The sequence below is a fragment of the Bacillota bacterium genome (assembly GCA_023511455.1).
GTDB lineage: Bacteria > Armatimonadota > HRBIN16 > HRBIN16 > HRBIN16 > HRBIN16.
This window is the reverse complement of sequence record JAIMBJ010000003.1, coordinates 185,387-202,375: the sequence shown is the minus strand read 5'-3', so window position 1 is coordinate 202,375 and position 16,989 is coordinate 185,387. Positions and strand designations below refer to the sequence as shown.

Genomic DNA, 16,989 nt, shown 5'->3' with positions numbered 1-16,989 from the left:
GACAGCGGGGAGGTGAAAGGGATGAAGACACTCACGATTCAGGTGCCCGATGAGGTCTATGCGGCGTGCGAGCGGGAGGCGGCGCTCACCGGACGCACGGTGGAGCAGTGCGTGATGGAGTTTCTGTTAAAATACGGCCCGCGTCCCCAGCCCGTGCTGAGCGAGGAGGAACGCCGCGCCGCGATGGAGCGGCTAATGCGTCATGCTGGAGCGCAAAGTCTCGGCAGACCAACGGGTGCGCACAATGAGTGCATCGACGCCGATCTGGGACGTGAATATGCGAGTACACATGAGGAGGCGCGTTAGTGTTTCTCGATACGTCGGGGCTGTTGTGTTATCACCATCGCGACGAACCGCAGCACCACGATGCGGTAGTTCTCTTTGAGAACGCCGTAAGACGGGTAACCCATAATTACGTACTTGCGGAGTTCATCCCGCTCTGTCATGTGCGTGGATTGGACCGGGGCAAGGCAATAGCCTTCGTGCGGGACCTGATCGAGAGCGACATGGTGCAGGTTGTGTGGGTAGACCGCGAACTGCACCGCGTCGCAGTCAACTTCCTCGATAATCGTCCCGACAAGACCTACTCATTGTGCGATGCGGTGAGTTTCGTGGTGATGCGCCTGCAGGGAGTGCAGGAGGCGCTGACAACCGACCGCCATTTCGAGCAGGAAGGCTTCGTGCGTCTATTAACTCCCTAGCGTTTACCTTGCTCTTCGTACCTGTACCTGCCGGAAGCGAGCGGTTGCCGCGCCGTGTGTCATCTGCGCAATCTGCATCGGGTCGCCTTTGCCGCAGTTCAACACGCCATTCGGCACCCAGAACCGCTCGTCGCAGATGGCATCGCACGAGTTCCAAAACTTCTCGGTGATGCTGTGGTAGGTGACGTTTTTCAGCATGTGCACCAGCTTGCCGTTTTTGATTCGCCAGAAGGCGTCTCCCCCGAACTGGAAGTTCTGGCGCATCTGGTCGATGGAGAAGCTGCCCATGCCCTCGATATAGATGCCGTCCTTCGTGTCTGCAATCAGATCCTCGGGGCTGAGAGGCTCTTTACCCGGCATCAAGCTCAGGTTCGGCTGGCGCACGATGGGGATGCTTCCCCAGCTGTCCGCGCGGGTGGAGCCGGTGCTGCGCGGCATGCCGATTTCCGCCGCCACCTCTCGGCTGGTGCTGTAACCGCAGAAGATACCGTCCTTCACGACATACCATCGCTGGCACTCCACGCCATCGTCGTCAAATCCTTGAGTGGCTAAGCCGCCGGGCAGCGTGTTGTCCGCCACGAAGTTCACGATGGGCGAGCCGTACTGCAACGTGTGCAGCTTGTCGGGGGTGGCGAAGCTGCGTCCCGCCAGTGACTCCTCATAGCCCAGCGCACGATCCAGCTCCGTCGGATGCCCGACCGACTCGTGCATGGTCAGCGCAAGATTCAGGGGGTCCAGCACCAGGTCGGTGACCATGTCGTCCACTTCAGGTGCTTTCAGGTGTTCCAGCGCCTGTTGGGCGACGCGCTCCGTGTTGCCGAGCAGGTCCTCCGCGTTGATGTTCTCGTAGCCCTCCGTCATGGGCGGAGGGGCGTAGGTGCGGCTGCGGGCGTCCCCTTCCCCGACGGCGGTCGCGGTGTAGCTCGCGGCGGTGGTGTAGATGATGCTATCCATCAGCGAGCCTTCGGTACTGGCGAAGACGCGCTCCTCCCGCTTGAACAGCAGGTAGCTGGTTGCCTTCTTGATTCCGGCGTGCTTGAGCAGCGCCGCGTTGATTTGCAACAGCAAGCCCACTTTCGTATCCACCGGCACATGGAACGGGTCTACCTCGCACGCCGAGCGGAAGCTTATCTGATGCACCGGCTCGGGCGCGAGCTGCACCGGCTTGCGTCGCGCGGATGCGCTGGCTTTGGCGATGGCGACCGCCTCCGCCGCCACACGCTGAACCTCCTCCGGCGTGAGCACCGAGGTGCCCGCAAAGCCCCATGCGCCGTCGGCAATCACCCGCACGCCGATGCCCCAGTCTTCGCTGTCCACCAGCTGGCTCACGCGCTGGTCCTCGCAGGCGATGTATTGCCGTCGATACTGCACCACGCGCGCATCGGCATAGCTTGCCCCCTTCGCCGTTGCCGTGTCAATCGCCAGAAGCACCAGGTCTTTCATCATGTAGATAGACCTCCCGTAAAAGGACGTACTGAGACAATTCCCCTAAGAAGCAATAGCTTTTTCCGGCACCTCGATAGTCCGATCTGGTTTTTCGACGCCCGAGAGGATGGCAAAGAATCGCCGTTCCACCTCCTTCAGTACCGCGGCGTCGTAGTAAATCATGCCACACTCGAGGCATACTTCGACAGGCATGTCCGGTACAAGTAAATACTTGCCCTCATGACTGTATAGGTATTCAATCCGTCTGTTTTCGTAACGGATGCTACCACAGAAGTTACACTTTTTCTGGTTCATCGCTAGACACACTCCCTCGAGTCCACGGGTCCACGAACTTCGGTGGTCGCGGAACATAGACCGTGATAATCACAACCTTGTCTCCGCGCCGGCCGCATACAGCATGGATGGCAACAGACCCACTGAAGCCAACAATGAGGCAGCTCTCACCGCGACCAGTATCCGCGTAGTCCTCTATAATCTGACCACTAAGCAGAGCTTCCTCAATCTGCTCAAAGGTAAGCCCCTCTGTTTTGCGTCTGTGTTCCGCATGCTGACTATAGAGATAACGTGACTCACGGACACATTGTCTAATCTTGTCTATATCCATAGCTTACCACAGAACAGCTTCGAACACGTCTCTGGCAAAGATAGTTTCAAATCTCTGCCAGCCATCTCTGCAGGTCGCTCACCGCCTGACGTATGTCGCGAATCTGTTGCTCACCGCTGATTTCGCGCTCGATGATGAGTTCGCCGTCGAAGCCAATCTCCTTGAGACGCCTGAGAAACTCCGGAAAGCGCACCTTCCCCTGCCCGACAGGAACCTCGTGTCCAAGATGGTCGCCATCCGTCGGGTACAGCCCGTCCTTCACATGCACGTTACGCACCCACCTGCCAATCACATCCAGCGCATCGATGGGGTTGCCTTTGCCGTACAGAATCAGGTTCGCGGGGTCTAAATTGATGCCCAGATTGTCGGTACCCACGCGCTGGATGGTACGCAGCAACACCACGGGCGTCTCCTGTCCCGTCTCAAACCAGAAGCCGATGCCCTGCTGCTGGCAATACTGCGCCACTCCACAGATGGCGTCCACCACCGGCGGGTATTCGGGGTCGGTCATATTCTCGGGGATGAAGCCGCAGTGCGTGATGATAGCAGGGGCACCAATCCACGAGGCAAAATCCGCCCATCGCTTCAGCTCCTCCACCCGTTGCGCCCTGTACTCGCGAGGCACCAGTCCCAGGGTAATCGGTCCGCGGGTGAAGTTCCATTCGGCGGGACCGCTCCAGCCCGCCCACACCGCGCACACTCTTACGCCGGTCTTCGCCGATTCTTCTACCACCACCTGCGCCACCTCGCGCGTGGCGAGGGAAGTATCCCAGCAGGCAAGCTGGCACACTTTGAGCCCGAACTGCGCGACGTGGTCGAAACACCTGCCTCCGTTGGTCAGGCTGTTGATGACACCGATATCCATGAGTCCGCTCCTCCTTCCGGCAGCACATCTTTCGCTTCGCGCCTGCGTCGGCGATTTCCTGCCGTACGGGTATAATCGGCATGGTGAAGCAGATGCGAACAGTATACTTAGACCACGCTGCGACTACACCGATAGACCCCGAAGTGCGCGAAACTGTCGCACAGGCAATGGCGGAGTGCTGGGGCAACGCCTCCAGCCTGCACCTGTTCGGGCGTAAGGCGCGCGACCTGCTGGATGAGGCACGGGCGACCGTGTCGCAGGCTCTGGGCTGTCTTGACGCGGAGGTTTTCTTCACGTCTGGCGGCACCGAGTCGAACAACATGGCGATTTTCGGGGCCGCGCGGGTGGCTCCTCCACATAAAAGGCATCTCATCACCACTGCCATTGAACACCATGCGGTACTGCACGCCTGCCAGCGACTGCAGCAGGACGGTTGGGACGTCACCTATCTGCCAGTGGACACGACGGGTATGGTGAACCCCGATGACCTGCGTCATGCGCTGCGTGAGGAGACATGGCTGGTCAGCGTCATGCACGCGAACAACGAAATCGGCACCCTGCAGCCCATCCGCGAAATCGCCGCCATCTGCCGCGAGGCGGGGGTGTGGCTGCACTGTGACGCGGTGCAAACCTTTGGATTGCTGGAGATAGATGTGGAGAAATTGGGCGTGGACATGCTCTCCGTTTCAGCGCACAAGTTATACGGTCCGAAAGGCGTTGGGGCACTGTATATCCGTGGAGGGGTCAAGATTGCGCCTCTTCTGGTAGGTGGAGCGCAGGAGCGCGAACTGCGTGCGGGCACGGAGAACGTGCCCGGCATTGCTGGTTTCGCCAGGGCAGTGGAGCTGAGCCGTACCCGGTACGCGACGGCATGGCAAAAGGTCAGGGCACTGCGCGATAGGCTGCGCACACGCCTGCAGGATTTGGTGCCGGATATACGGGTGAATGGACACCCTCAGCAGTGCCATCCGGGCATCCTCAGCGTGACCTTTGAGGGTATCTCGGCAGAGAGCCTCTTGATCGCTCTGGATCGGCGTGGGGTTGCTGCCTCCGCAGGGGCGGCATGCAGTGCGGGGTCTATTGAGCCGTCGCACGTGCTGCTTGCGCTGGGGATGGACGAAGCGAAGGCGATGAGCACCGTTCGCCTCAGTCTGGGTAGGGGCAACACGCCAGACGAGGTAGATTTCGCGGCGGAGGTCATCGCGGAAGAGGTTGGTCGTTTGCGACGCAAAGCTGCTTCATCCGGAGGACGAGTTTACAGCCCAGTGGAAGCCTCGCCTTACAGATGGCGTTGATTCCTCATTTGGAGGGCGAACCTTCGAGTGAGCCAAGAACACCCTTCCGCAGGACTTGCCTACATCCTTCCAGAAATGATTCACACCAACGTGCCTTAGGGAGACCATAGCCGATGGGAGAAACTTTAACGCATCGCGAACGCTGGCTGAGGACCTTTCACTACGAGCCAGTAGACCACGTGCCCGATGAGGAGTTCGGTTACTGGACGGAGACATACGCCGAGTGGCACAAACAGGGATTGCCTGAATGGGTGGACGAAGAGTGGAAGGCCAATCAGTTCTTCGGTTTCGCACCGCGCGCAGGCGTGCCGATCAACCTGGGATTGATACCGCCCTTCGAAGCCAAAGTGCTCGAAGAGACCGACCGATACCGCCTCCAGATCGACGGGACAGGCGTGAAAAGCATCGTGTACAAGGACGGCACATCCACCATCCCCCACTACCTCGAGTTCCCCATCAAAAGCCGGGAGGACTGGCTGGAGTTCAAAAAACGCCTGGACCCCGATGACCCGCGTCGCTATCCTGCCGACTGGGAGCAGTGGAAGCAATCAGTGGCAAACCGCGACTATCCTCTGGGGGTGTACTGCGGAAGCCTGTTTGGCTGGATTCGCGACTGGATGGGTTTTGAGGGGGTCTCTTATGCCTGTGTAGACCAGCCCGACCTCGTGGAAGAGATAATGGAGCATCTCACGCAGATGGCATTGACCGCTATCCACAAAATCCCCGCCGATGTCGAACTGGACTACGCCTCGTTCTGGGAGGATATGGCGTTCAACAAGGGGCCCATCATCTCGCCGAAACTGTTCCGCCAGTGGATGACGCCCCGCTACAAACGCATCACGGACGCTCTCCGCGAACGCTTCGGTATCGACATCGTGTATGTGGACTGCGACGGTAACATCCTGCAGCTGGTGGAGCACTGGCTGGCGGGCGGGGTGAACGTGATGTTTCCACTGGAAGTGCGGGGCGGTTCTGACCCCGTGTTGATTCGGAAGAAGTTCGGCAAGTCGGTGCTTTTGATGGGTGGTGTGGACAAGACGCAACTCATAGCGGGCAAAGAGGCGATTGTCAGAGAACTGGAACGCTTGAAACCCCTCGTAGAAGAGGGCGGATACATCCCGCACGTAGACCATCGATGCCCGCCCGACGTCACTTACGAGAACTACCTGTTCTATCTGGAGACGAAGCGCAAGATGTTTGGTATTCCCGACCCACCGAACTGGGAAGAGGTGAAAGCAACGCTGCACAGATAGCGGTCTGGAGGGTCACGCTCCCTCGTGACCCTCCCCCCAACGCGGGTTAATCTCCTTGCGTGCGACGAGGGTTTCGTACCCGGAGGTCACATTCACCCCCTGTAATATGCTATACTAAAGGAGGGAAACTCACCGCAGGAGTAGCGGAATGACCTGGCATCATACCACCGTCATCGCCGTTCGGCGCAATGGGCAGGTAGCCGTCGCCGCCGACGGACAGGTAACTTACGACCAGACCGTGTTGAAACATACCGCGCGTAAAATCCGCCGCATGTATCACGACCGCGTACTGGCTGGATTCGCCGGGGCAGTCGCCGACGCGCAGGCACTGGCAGACCGCTTCGAAGCCAAGCTGGAAGCCACGAATGGCAACCTGCGCCGGGCGGCGGTGGAGTTTGCGAAAGAGTGGCGCACCGACCGAATCCTGCGCCGCCTGGAAGCCATGATGATTGTCGCAGACCGCGACGACCTGCTGCTCATTTCGGGTGATGGCAACGTGATTGAACCCGATGATCACGTGCTGGCTATCGGCAGTGGAGGGGCGTACGCTGCAGCTGCAGCACGTGCACTGATGCGGCACACCTCTCTGTCCGCAAAGGAAATCGCACTGGAATCCATGCGCATTGCGGCGGAGCTGTGCATCTATACCAACGACAAAGTACAGTGTGAGAGCATCGAATGAACATCGTGGAGGAGTTCAACATGGAAGAGGATTTGACGCCCCAGCGGATTGTGGAGGAACTGGACAAATACATCATCGGGCAACAGAAGGCAAAACGCGCCGTTGCCATCGCCCTGCGCAACCGCTATCGGCGCAAACGCCTGTCTGAGGACCTGCGCGAAGAGGTTATCCCCAAAAACATCCTGATGATTGGTCCTACCGGCGTTGGTAAGACGGAAATCGCGAGGCGCATCGCCCAGCTGGTCAAGGCTCCGTTCCTGAAGGTAGAAGCCACCAAGTTCACCGAGGTGGGGTACGTCGGGCGGGATGTGGACTCGATGATACGCGACCTCGTCCAGACGGCTGTACGGATGGTGGAGAGCGAAAAGATAGAAGAGGTGCGTGCCCGTGCGGAAGAGATAGCCATCGAACGAATCGTGGACAGGCTCATGCCTCGCCGCTCGCGACGCAGTGTCCAGTCCGGAACTCCATTCGAACGTCTGTTCCGTGCGCTCTACGAGGAGGAGTATAAGGAGGAAGAGGAGGACACGTCCCTGGCGGCAAAGGAGCGGCGCGAGCGCGAACGCCGGATGCGTGAGAAGCTGATGGAACGGGTGCGCAGCGGCACGATGGACGATGAAAAGATAGAGATAGAGGTGGAGCAGTCCGGCCCGCCTATGCCGTTTGTGCAGGTGTTCGGTCCGCAGGGCATGGAAGAGATGGGTCTGGACCTGCCCGATATGCTGCGCGGGATGATGGGTGGACGGAGGCGCACCACCAAGGTAACCATCCGCGAGGCAAAGCAGATACTGACGCAGGAGGCTGCCCGCGAGCTCATTGACCGTGAGCAGGTCGTGAGCGAAGCCATCCGCCGTGCGGAGGAGAGCGGTATTATCTTCATCGATGAACTGGATAAAATCGCCGGACGCGAGCAGGGCTACGGTCCCGACGTGTCGCGCGAAGGGGTACAGCGTGACCTGCTGCCCATCATCGAAGGCTCGACGGTGATGACCAAGTTTGGCGCGGTGCGCACGAACCATATCCTGTTCATTGCCGCAGGAGCGTTCCATGTCTCCAAACCCAGTGACCTCATCCCCGAGCTTCAGGGACGTCTGCCCATCCGTGTGGAACTCGACAGCCTGAGCGAGCAGGATTTCGTGCGCATCCTGACCGAGCCGCAGAACGCCCTGGTGAAACAGTACAAAGCCCTGCTGGCAACAGAGGGAGTGGAACTGGAGTTTACTGACGACGCTATCCGTGAAATCGCCGCCATCGCCGCGCAGGTGAACAGCACCAGCGAGAACATCGGCGCACGCCGATTGCACACGGTGATGGAGCGTGTGCTGGAGGACATCTCCTTCCGCGCCAGCGAACTGGCTGGACAAACGGTCACCATCACCGCTGAATATGTGCGCGAGCGGCTGGCAGACGTGCTGCGCAGCGAGGATTTGAGCCGCTATATCCTGTGATGACAACTCGACGAGGAGAGGGAGGTTTACCATGAAAGTCAGTGTGATTGGAGGCGGCGGGCGAGTCGGCTCCAACACCCTTTACGCTCTGCAGATGGGTGGGATTGTGAAAGAACTGGTGGTTATCGACGTCGCCCGCGAATTGGCTGAGGGAGAGGCATTAGACCTGCGTCACGGGGCCTCGCTGTCCGCCCCGCAAATCATCACCGCAGGCGGCACCGACGCTGCCGAAGGGTCAGACATTGTCATCATCACCGCCGGGTTGCGACGCAAACCCGACGAGAGCCGCCTCGACCTGATCAACCGCAACGTGTCGCTGTTCCGCAGTATCTTAAGCGACCTGCGGCAGGTCAGGCTTTCGGAACACACTGTGCTACTGGTAGTGTCTAATCCGGTAGACATCCTGACGTATCTGGCAGTGAAGGAGTTTACCCTGCCGCCGCATCAGGTCATTGGTCTGGGCACGGTGCTGGACACTGCCCGCTTCCGTTCCCTGTTGGCGGAGTACTTCGGCGTGGCAGCAACCGACCTGAAGGTGCTCATTCTTGGCGAGCATGGCGACAGCATGGTGCCTGTTTGGTCCAGCGCGACGGCAAATGGCGTGCCGCTGCAAAGCCTGCCGGGCTATGACCCCGCGAAGGTACAGGAGATTTTCGAATTCACCAAAAAGAGCGGCGCGGAAGTCATTCGCCTCAAAGGCGGTGCGGGCTATGCCGTGGGACTGGCTATTCGCGAGGTAGTGCACGCCATTCTGCTGGATACCAGGCAGATTTTGCCCGTTTCCACCCTGCAGACGGGTCTTTACGGCATCAGCGACGTGTGCCTCAGTGTGCCCACCATTGTTGGGCGGCGAGGGATGATACAGCAGATTGAGATGAAGCTGACCGAAGAGGAGCTGCAAGGGCTACGTCGCTCCGCACAGGCGCTGCAGGAGACCCTGTCGCAGGTGCTGGCACAACCATAACGGCAGAGGCTCCGTTGCCGATAATCTTTCAGGAGGTACACCACGAGAGCAACGCATCATGTTAATCGATGACCTGAAGAATCTGGTGGTGGAAGCAGGTCAGCTGGCGCGACGACTGGCGGATGACTTCACGCTGGAAACCAAAAGCGACGACTCTTTCGTCACCAGTGCAGACCGGGCAGTGGAAGGCTACCTGCGTGAACACCTTGCCCGCCTCCTGCCTGAAGCGGGCTTTTTCGGGGAGGAGGAAGGCTTCACCAACCGCCACGCCCGTCTGCTGTGGGCGATCGACCCCATCGACGGTACCAGCAACTTTGTGTTCGGCATTCCGCTGTGGGGCGTATCGGTGGCGCTGGTGGAGGAAGAGACCTGCCGACTCGGCGTCATCTTTCTGCCCGTTCTGGATGAGCTTTACTGGGCAGAGGCAGGAGGCGGCGCCTATCTCAACGGGAAACGCATCACGGCGGTAGACAGCGAGGAGTTCACCTCCGAAGACGTCATCTGTTACGCCAGCGATGCAGTCAGCGCACACCTGCTCAGCATCATGCCAGGCAGACCCCGCTGTTTCGGCAGTGCGGTGGTGAAGCTGGCGTGGACTGCCGCCGGACGAGTGCGAGGAGCCATCTCGCTGGGTAAGCTGTACGACCTCGCAGCGGGACTGCTTCTTTGCCATGAGGCTGGCTGCGAGACACGCTACCTGTCTGGGGCAGAGTGGCACCTGCAGCACTTGCTGAGTGGGGCTGCCCTGCGCGAACCGATTCTGACCGCACCACCGAAAACGATGCGGGCGATTTTCAGCCTGCTTCACAAGACTTCATGAGAGGAATGTAAGATGACGTGTGATGAACTGGTGCAGACTTTCAAGAGCACCTCGGATGTTTTGCAGTCGCTATGCTGGCATGTGCGCTACTCGCTGGGCAAAACTGGCGAGGGGCTTTCCAAACATGAAACGTTCACCGCCGTGGCGCTGGCATTGCGCAACTGTATCATCGACCGAATGATTGAAACCGAGAGGCGGTACCAGCAGAAGGATGTCAAACGGCTCTATTACCTGTCGCTGGAGTATCTTATTGGGCGTTCGCTCACCAACAACCTGATCAATCTGGGGTTGTATGACCTCTTCCGCGACGCGCTCCTACAGCAGGGAATTGACCTCGACGAGATCGAGGAGACCGAGAGCGACGCCGCCCTGGGCAACGGTGGGCTGGGCAGGCTCGCTGCCTGCTTCCTCGACTCGCTGGCGACGCTGGGAATGCCGGGCTACGGCTACGGCATCAACTATGAGTACGGCATCTTCAAGCAGGAAATCCATCACGGTTATCAGCATGAGAAGCCTGATAAATGGCTTCGAGGCATGTCACCGTGGCTGATCGAGCGTTTCGAGGAGCGTTTCTTTATCCCCATCTATGGGCGCATCGAGCACACTGTAGACAGGAACGGTCACTACCAGCCCCTTTGGGTGGACTGGAAGCTGATTGTGGGCGTGCCTTACGATATGCCCATCGTGGGATATGGCGGAAAGACAGTCAATGTACTGCGCCTTTTCTCGGCACGCTCGTACCATGAGTTCGATATGCAGATATTTAACAGTGGCGACTATATCAGCGCGGTGGAGCAGAAAATCGCCTCCGAGACTATCTCCAAAGTGCTCTACCCCTCCGACTCGGTAGCGGCGGGAAAGGAACTGCGATTAACGCAGGAGTACTTCCTGGTAGCCTGTGCCCTGCGCGACGTCGTGCGCCGCTACACGCAGCAACACGACACCTTTGACCAGTTTCCGCACAAGGCGGCGATACAGCTCAACGATACCCACCCCGCATTAGCCATCGCCGAGCTGATGCGCATCTTGGTGGACGAGAACCACCTGCCGTGGGAACATGCATGGCAGATTACCGAACAGACCTTCGGCTATACCAACCACACGCTGATGCCGGAAGCGCTGGAAAAATGGCCTGTTGCCCTGTTCGAGAAGCTGCTTCCCCGCCACCTGCAGATTATCTATGAAATCAACCGCCGTTTTCTCGAGCACGTCATGTGGCTCTACCCGGGCGACAACGAAAGGTTGCGCCGTGTGTCCATCATCGAAGAAGGCGAACAGCAACAGGTGCGGATGGCGCATCTCGCCATTATCGGCAGCCACTCGGTCAACGGCGTGTCGAAACTGCACAGCCAGCTGATTACCACTTCGCTGGTGCCCGATTTTTACGACCTGTTCCCGCACAAGTTCAACAGCAAGACCAACGGCGTCACCCCACGCCGCTGGCTGAAGCTGGCAAACCCGCGATTGAGCCAGCTCATCGATAACACCATCGGTAACAGGTGGATCACCGACCTGAAGCGGTTGCGCTCACTGGAGCGCTTTGCGGATGACGCGGCTTTTCAACAGCAGTTTCGAGAAATCAAACAGCTGAACAAACTGCGTCTGGCTCACCTTATCCGTGAGACCACAGGAGCGTCTGTGCCAGCGGACAGCCTGTTCGACGTGCAGGTCAAGCGCATCCATGAGTATAAACGGCAGTTGCTCAACGTGCTGCACATCATTCATCTGTATCTGGGAATCATTGAGGAGCAGCGGTATCCCACGGTACCGCGTACCTTCATCTTCGGGGGTAAAGCCGCGCCCGGCTACTGGGCCGCCAAGAACATCATCAAACTCATCAACAATGTGGCAACGGTGATAAACCACGACCACCGCGCGAGAGATTACCTGCGGGTGGTGTTCCTGCCGGATTACCGCGTGTCACTGGCGGAGGTGATTATCCCCGCTGCCGACCTGAGCGAGCAAATCTCCACCGCTGGCATGGAAGCCTCGGGAACCGGTTGCATGAAGTTTGCCATGAACGGCGCGCTGACCATCGGCACGCTGGACGGCGCGAACATCGAAATCATGGAGGAAGTCGGCAAGGAGAACATCTATATCTTCGGGCATACCGCCGAACAAATCCGAGAGATGCGGCGGGAAGGCAGCTACGACCCACGTGCGCTCTACGAGTCGAACCCCATCATTCAGCGCGTGATGGACACCTTCCGCACCGACCTGTTCTGCCCGCATGAGCCCGGACTGTTCCGCTGGATATTCGACAGCCTGGTGCATCACGGCGATTACTACTTCCACCTTGCCGACCTGCCTTCGTACATCGAGATGCAGGAACGAGCGGCTCAGGAGTACCTGCAGCCAGAACTGTGGACGCGCAAAGCCATCCTGAACGTCGCCCGCATCGGCAAGTTCTCCAGCGACCGCACTGTGCAGGAATACGCCCGCGACATCTGGTACATCAAACCGGTCAGCAAGACGTAGGGGCTGACCCCCGTGTCTGCGCTGTCAAATCGGGGCAACACTTGTGGTTGCCTCTACCACGCCGTTTGCACGTACCACGGAAATGGGGCAACCACAGGGGCTTGGAAAACCTCTGGAGGCAAACCCTCGTGCACGCCTCCACGTGCAGTGCAGGGAGCGCATCCATCTCCCCTAGCAGGTTTTACCAGCCTCTGTACCGAACGAATCTGCACAGTTCCCAGTGGTTGCGGGAGGACGAAGTTGAACCAAGTGGTTACACGTTTGACTGCTCGATGGCTTGCACTGTACCTGTTTCTGCTCATCCTGTCGCCGCTGCAGGCGCAGACGGCGGTCAAGCTGCTCGGCAGGGGCGTGGTGCTGAAGCAGTATGTGCAGCCTTTTTATAACAGCCCGCAAATCGTGAACGTGTTGGAAGTAGACCTGCGCAACCCAGCCGTGCGCGTGGAAGCCGAGGTGGGCACGGGGAAGGTGTATCGCCCTGAACCCTATCAGGGACGGGAGATTGTCAGCGAGACCGTGCAACGGCTGGGCGCGCTGGCAGGGGTGAACGCCGATTTCTTCCCCTGGACAGGCGACCCGCTGAACCTGCACATTCAGGGGGGCGAGCTGGTCAGCGAACCCGGCTCTGACCGTTCGGTCTTCGGCTTGACGGGGGACGGCGTGGTGCTATTTGGTGCGCCGCGCTGGAACGGGCAGATGACCCCAGAAAACGGTGAGCCGATACCCTTGAACGGGCTGAATCGCGCCATTCAGGCGAATGAGTGCCTGCTGGTAATGCCGCGCTGGGGCGATGCCTACCCCGTGCCCAACGGCGCGGTTGTTCGGGTCCTGCGCGAAGTGGACGGCGTGCCCGTACTGGGCAAACAGATCCGCGCCCGGCTCGGCGAGATGGTGCAGGCAACGTCGCCAGTGCCGGTACCCCCCGATGGAGCGTTGCTGGTGGCGACGGGCAGTGTGGCAGAGCGCGTCAAGGGATTGCCGGACGGAACCATGCTCACATTCCACTTTGGCATTGCGGCGACCGACAACATCGTCGCGCTGGTGCCGCAGAAAGCAAGACAGACTACTCGCCTGGCGTCGCGCGGCGGCTTTGAACGGCAAAATGGTGTGGACTACTGGGCGCAGGCAACGATGGCGGTGGGCGGCGGTCCGTGGCTGGTGCGCAATGGGGAGATACTCATCGACGCGCCGCAGCAGGGCTTTCAGACCGGTTTTTCGGACAGGCGCCACCCGCGCACGGCAGTGGGCGTCACCGCGCAGGGCAAACTGTTGCTGGTAACCGTAGACGGACGGCAGCCGATGTCGGGTGGCATGACCCTGTATGAGCTGGCACAGCTGATGAAGCAGCTGGGCGCAACGGATGCTATCAATCTGGACGGCGGCGGTTCCACAACGCTGGCGGTGCGCGGTGGACTGGTGCTGAACAGCCCTTCCGAAGGCAAACAGCGTCCTGTGGCGAATGCGGTGGTGGTCTACGCACCCCGCCCGACCGCAGCGGAGGTGGAGATGCAGCTGGAACCGACTTCTGCCACCCTGCGTTCTGGAGAGAGCGTGCAGTTTACCGTGCGCCCGCAGGCACAGGCGGCGCGGTTCAACCCCTATCATCTGCTTTACGGCACCACAGGGGGCATCGGCTTCGTCGACCAGAACGGGCGGTTCACCGCGTTCAAGGCAGGTAAAGGCACGGTCAGCGTGCTGTTGCCCGACGACCGCCTGTTGCAGGCGGAGGTCACAGTGCTGCCTGGCGACCCGGCGCGCATCGTGCTGGTGCAACCGGCTCAGGTGCCTGCTGGATTGGAGCGGTTTGACCTGGTCGTGCGTGTGACCGACCAGGCAGGCAACCCGTGTGCAGGGGTTTTGGTGCGACTGCAGGCAAAAGGTGCGGTGCCTGAGCAGGACAGCGCGACCACCGACGCGACCGGCGCAGCCCGGTTCACTGTGGCATGGGATGCCAGCGTACCTGCGAGCGAATGCCTGATGACCATCACCGCCCCAGAGGCGAAAGGCGTCACGCCATTGCAAATCAAAAGACCTGCGCAGTGAGGAGGATTCCATGCGAGTTGGAGTGATTGGACTGGGCATCATGGGTGGGGCGATTGCCGAGCGGCTACTCGCCACCGGACATGAGGTGTTCGTATACAACCGCACCCGCGAGAAGGCGGAACCGTTGCTGGCGCAGGGAGCGCAATGGGCGGATACCCCAGCCACCGCGGCTGCGCACAGCGAGGTGGTGATTTCCATTGTCACCGACCCCGCCGCGGTAGAGCAGATTACCTTCGGGGAGTGCGGGGTGCTGAGTGCGCTGCCGTCAGATAGCGTGCATTGCGATATGAGCACGGTGTCGGTCGCATGGACGCGCCACATGGCACAGACCTATCGCCAGGCGGGCAGGCGGTTCGTGCAGGCGCCGGTGCTCGGCGGCAGGAAGCAGATACTGGAAGGCACCCTTCTGGTGTTTGGAGGTGGCGCACAGGAGAACGTCGCACGCTGTGAACCAGCATGGCGTGCCTTCTCGGACAAAATCTGGCACTTCCCGACCGCCGAGCAAGCTACCACCACCAAGCTGGCGTGCAACATGCTGATTGCGCACATGATGGTAGGGCTGGGGCAGTCGTTGCTATTCGCGGCAAAGGGAGGCGTGTCTCCTGCGATGCTGATTGACATCCTGTCCAAATCCAATCTCGGCGCGCCGATGTATTCCACCAAAGGCAAAGCTTTGCTAGAGCGCAACTTCCGCGCCAACTTCTTCGTGCGCCATCTGCTGAAAGACCTGACGCTGGCGGAAGAGGCGGCGCGGGAGACCAACACCCCGCTGCCCATGAACGCCCTTACCCGCGAGCTGTTTGTCGCCGCCATGCAACAGGGCTACGCGGACGAAGACTACTCGGCGGTGGTGAAGGTGCTGGAGAGTCTGGCGGGAATCGAAATCAAGGAGGAAACACCATGAACGACCTGGTTCACCGAGCATTTGAGGCATACCAGCAGCTGATTGCGGACATCGCCCGTTCGCAAGGAGAGGCAATCCGTCGCGCGGCGAAACTGTGTGCCGACTGTCTATCCCGGCAGGGCGTGATTCACATCTACGACACCGGGCATCTGGTCTCGCGCGAGCTCATCAACCGCGTGGGCGGACTGGCGGCGATGTCCCCGCTGAACTTCAGCCTGTCCGTAGAGAACCCGAACCAGTTTCGTCAGGCGCAGGGCGAGACGGGCAAAGGCGGCTTTGAAACCGACGCGCTGATTGTTTCCGCCGCGCTGAAGCGCAGCCACGCGAAGGCGGGCGACGTGCTGATTATCGGCACGGTGTCGGGCAAGCAGACAATACCCGTGGAGCTGGCGATACAGGCGAAGGACCACGGATTAACCACCATCGGCATCACGTCGCTGCGCTACTCCTCGCAGCTGCAGTCGGTGCATCCGTCGGGCAAGCGGCTGTTCGAGGTGGTAGACCTGGTGATCGACAACGGCGCGGACTACGGCGACGCCATGCTGGAGGTGGAGGGGCTGGACCGCAAAATCTGCCCCGCTTCGGGCATCGGCGCGGCGATGGTGATGTGGGCGATGGTGGCGGGCATCGTGGAAGAGATGCTGAAGCGCGGTCTACAGCCCACCGTGTTCAAGAGCATCAACCTGCCCGACGGACCTGAAATCTACAAACAGACGTTGGACGACTACATCCGCAAGGGGTACTGAGCGATGATTAAAGCCTATTTTGACGCCGTACGACAGCAGCTGGACGAAGTGGAGCGCACGCAGATGGGAAACCTGCAGCGTGCCGCACAGGCGATGGCGGATGCCATTGCCAATGACCGTCTCATCTACGTCTTCGGCGCGACACACGCGGGCATTCTGGCGCAGGAGCTGTTCTACCGCGCAGGCGGTCTGGCGTGCATCTCCCCTATCCTGCCGCCTGGGTTGACCTGCGATGTGCGCCCTATCACCATGACCTCCCATCTGGAGCGGCATTCGGGTTATGCGCAGATTTTCATGAACGAGATACCGATTGAGGCAGGCGACGTGCTGATAGTGCATTCGGTGTCCGGACGCAACGCGGTGGCAGTGGAGGTGGCACAGTACGGACGCGACAAAGGGGCGACGGTGATTGCCCTGACATCGCTGACCTATTCGAAGTCGGTGACGCCACGCGCGGGCACGAAACGGCTGTTTGAGGTGGCGGACATCGTGCTGGACAACTGCGGCGTGATTGGCGATGCGGTGGCGGAAATCCCCGGAATGAGGCAGAAGGTGTCTCCCACTTCCACGGTTATCGGCGCGGCGATGCTGAACGCGCTGGTGGCGCAGACGGTCGCCCTGCTGCAAGAGCGCGGCATCGAGCCGCCCGTCTTCCTGAGCGCGAACCTGGACGGCGGCGATGTGCATAATGCCAGACTGCTGCAGCGATACCGAGGGAGGGTGACTTACCTGTGAACGAC

At 60.0% G+C, this 16,989-nt stretch carries 17 protein-coding genes; 13 read left to right on the top strand and 4 right to left on the bottom strand.

The genetic code is table 11. The annotated features are described in order from the left end of the window. Positions 1 to 21 precede the first annotated feature (21 nt). Entirely contained in the window at positions 22 to 306 is a 285-nt protein-coding gene (locus K6U75_03400) for a hypothetical protein (GenBank protein MCL6474087.1), read from the top strand. Further along, positions 306 to 701: a PIN domain-containing protein gene (locus tag K6U75_03395; GenBank protein MCL6474086.1), complete on the top strand. Its 396-nt coding sequence runs from the start codon at positions 306 to 308 to the stop codon at positions 699 to 701. Before K6U75_03400 ends, K6U75_03395 begins: the two co-directional genes overlap by 1 nt. A gap of 3 nt (positions 702 to 704) precedes the next feature. On the opposite strand, the gene K6U75_03390 is transcribed toward K6U75_03395, so the two are convergent. The 4 genes from K6U75_03390 to K6U75_03375 are packed head-to-tail and all read right to left on the bottom strand — an operon-like array spanning position 705 to position 3,616. After that, positions 705 to 2,147 (bottom strand): TldD/PmbA family protein, encoded by a 1,443-nt coding sequence (locus tag K6U75_03390; GenBank protein ID MCL6474085.1) that lies wholly within the window; start codon positions 2,145 to 2,147, stop codon positions 705 to 707. Positions 2,148 to 2,189: 42 nt separating this feature from the next. Next, the gene (locus K6U75_03385) at positions 2,190 to 2,441 is read right to left on the bottom strand and encodes a type II toxin-antitoxin system MqsA family antitoxin (protein MCL6474084.1); all 252 of its coding nucleotides are present in this window, start codon (positions 2,439 to 2,441) and stop codon (positions 2,190 to 2,192) included. Next, positions 2,422 to 2,751: a DUF4258 domain-containing protein gene (locus K6U75_03380; GenBank protein ID MCL6474083.1), complete on the bottom strand. Its 330-nt coding sequence runs from the start codon at positions 2,749 to 2,751 to the stop codon at positions 2,422 to 2,424. Before K6U75_03380 ends, K6U75_03385 begins: the two co-directional genes overlap by 20 nt. A gap of 46 nt (positions 2,752 to 2,797) precedes the next feature. Next, a complete protein-coding gene (locus tag K6U75_03375) occupies positions 2,798 to 3,616 on the bottom strand; it encodes a sugar phosphate isomerase/epimerase (GenBank protein ID MCL6474082.1) in 819 nt (272 codons plus the stop codon). 92 nt (positions 3,617 to 3,708) lie between these two features. Here K6U75_03375 and K6U75_03370 point away from each other — a divergent pair, with 92 nt between their 5' ends. The 11 genes from K6U75_03370 to K6U75_03320 all read left to right on the top strand — a co-directional run bounded on the left by K6U75_03370 (position 3,709) and on the right by K6U75_03320 (position 16,984). Further along, positions 3,709 to 4,911, top strand: a complete 1,203-nt coding sequence (locus K6U75_03370; GenBank protein ID MCL6474081.1) for a cysteine desulfurase — start codon at positions 3,709 to 3,711, stop codon at positions 4,909 to 4,911. Positions 4,912 to 5,024: 113 nt separating this feature from the next. Then, on the top strand, positions 5,025 to 6,164 hold the full coding sequence (locus tag K6U75_03365) for a hypothetical protein (protein ID MCL6474080.1): 1,140 nt from the start codon (positions 5,025 to 5,027) through the stop codon (positions 6,162 to 6,164). Positions 6,165 to 6,312: 148 nt separating this feature from the next. Beyond that, positions 6,313 to 6,846, top strand: a complete 534-nt coding sequence (gene hslV, locus K6U75_03360; protein ID MCL6474079.1) for an ATP-dependent protease subunit HslV — start codon at positions 6,313 to 6,315, stop codon at positions 6,844 to 6,846. A gap of 20 nt (positions 6,847 to 6,866) precedes the next feature. Continuing rightward, positions 6,867 to 8,294, top strand: a complete 1,428-nt coding sequence (gene hslU, locus K6U75_03355) for an ATP-dependent protease ATPase subunit HslU (GenBank protein MCL6474078.1) — start codon at positions 6,867 to 6,869, stop codon at positions 8,292 to 8,294. A gap of 31 nt (positions 8,295 to 8,325) precedes the next feature. Beyond that, a complete protein-coding gene (locus K6U75_03350; protein MCL6474077.1) occupies positions 8,326 to 9,258 on the top strand; it encodes a lactate/malate dehydrogenase family protein in 933 nt (310 codons plus the stop codon). A gap of 58 nt (positions 9,259 to 9,316) precedes the next feature. After that, positions 9,317 to 10,078, top strand: coding sequence for an inositol monophosphatase (locus K6U75_03345; protein ID MCL6474076.1), 762 nt, complete (start codon positions 9,317 to 9,319; stop codon positions 10,076 to 10,078). Positions 10,079 to 10,090: 12 nt separating this feature from the next. Then, a complete protein-coding gene (locus tag K6U75_03340; protein MCL6474075.1) occupies positions 10,091 to 12,556 on the top strand; it encodes a glycogen/starch/alpha-glucan phosphorylase in 2,466 nt (821 codons plus the stop codon). A 240-nt stretch (positions 12,557 to 12,796) separates the two neighbouring features. Then, a complete protein-coding gene (locus tag K6U75_03335) occupies positions 12,797 to 14,599 on the top strand; it encodes a phosphodiester glycosidase family protein (GenBank protein ID MCL6474074.1) in 1,803 nt (600 codons plus the stop codon). 10 nt (positions 14,600 to 14,609) lie between these two features. Continuing rightward, positions 14,610 to 15,503, top strand: a complete 894-nt coding sequence (locus K6U75_03330) for an NAD(P)-dependent oxidoreductase (GenBank protein MCL6474073.1) — start codon at positions 14,610 to 14,612, stop codon at positions 15,501 to 15,503. After that, positions 15,500 to 16,249 carry a sugar isomerase domain-containing protein gene (locus K6U75_03325; protein MCL6474072.1) on the top strand — a complete coding sequence of 250 codons (750 nt, stop codon included), beginning with the start codon at positions 15,500 to 15,502 and terminating at the stop codon, positions 16,247 to 16,249. The genes K6U75_03330 and K6U75_03325 overlap by 4 nt, the downstream gene beginning before the upstream one ends. A 3-nt stretch (positions 16,250 to 16,252) precedes the next feature. Next, positions 16,253 to 16,984 carry an SIS domain-containing protein gene (locus K6U75_03320; GenBank protein MCL6474071.1) on the top strand — a complete coding sequence of 244 codons (732 nt, stop codon included), beginning with the start codon at positions 16,253 to 16,255 and terminating at the stop codon, positions 16,982 to 16,984. Positions 16,985 to 16,989 lie beyond the last annotated feature (5 nt).

Coding starts and splice junctions, on each gene's coding strand:
- K6U75_03400 (MCL6474087.1), top strand. CDS start 22: ATGAAGACACTCACGATTCAGGTGCCCGATGAGGTCTATGCGGCGTGC.
- K6U75_03345 (MCL6474076.1), top strand. CDS start 9,317: ATGTTAATCGATGACCTGAAGAATCTGGTGGTGGAAGCAGGTCAGCTG.
- K6U75_03340 (MCL6474075.1), top strand. CDS start 10,091: ATGACGTGTGATGAACTGGTGCAGACTTTCAAGAGCACCTCGGATGTT.
- hslU (MCL6474078.1), top strand. CDS start 6,867: ATGGAAGAGGATTTGACGCCCCAGCGGATTGTGGAGGAACTGGACAAA.
- hslV (MCL6474079.1), top strand. CDS start 6,313: ATGACCTGGCATCATACCACCGTCATCGCCGTTCGGCGCAATGGGCAG.
- K6U75_03390 (MCL6474085.1), bottom strand. CDS start 2,147: ATGATGAAAGACCTGGTGCTTCTGGCGATTGACACGGCAACGGCGAAG.
- K6U75_03320 (MCL6474071.1), top strand. CDS start 16,253: ATGATTAAAGCCTATTTTGACGCCGTACGACAGCAGCTGGACGAAGTG.
- K6U75_03385 (MCL6474084.1), bottom strand. CDS start 2,441: ATGAACCAGAAAAAGTGTAACTTCTGTGGTAGCATCCGTTACGAAAAC.
- K6U75_03380 (MCL6474083.1), bottom strand. CDS start 2,751: ATGGATATAGACAAGATTAGACAATGTGTCCGTGAGTCACGTTATCTC.
- K6U75_03375 (MCL6474082.1), bottom strand. CDS start 3,616: ATGGATATCGGTGTCATCAACAGCCTGACCAACGGAGGCAGGTGTTTC.
- K6U75_03330 (MCL6474073.1), top strand. CDS start 14,610: ATGCGAGTTGGAGTGATTGGACTGGGCATCATGGGTGGGGCGATTGCC.
- K6U75_03370 (MCL6474081.1), top strand. CDS start 3,709: ATGCGAACAGTATACTTAGACCACGCTGCGACTACACCGATAGACCCC.
- K6U75_03365 (MCL6474080.1), top strand. CDS start 5,025: ATGGGAGAAACTTTAACGCATCGCGAACGCTGGCTGAGGACCTTTCAC.
- K6U75_03325 (MCL6474072.1), top strand. CDS start 15,500: ATGAACGACCTGGTTCACCGAGCATTTGAGGCATACCAGCAGCTGATT.
- K6U75_03350 (MCL6474077.1), top strand. CDS start 8,326: ATGAAAGTCAGTGTGATTGGAGGCGGCGGGCGAGTCGGCTCCAACACC.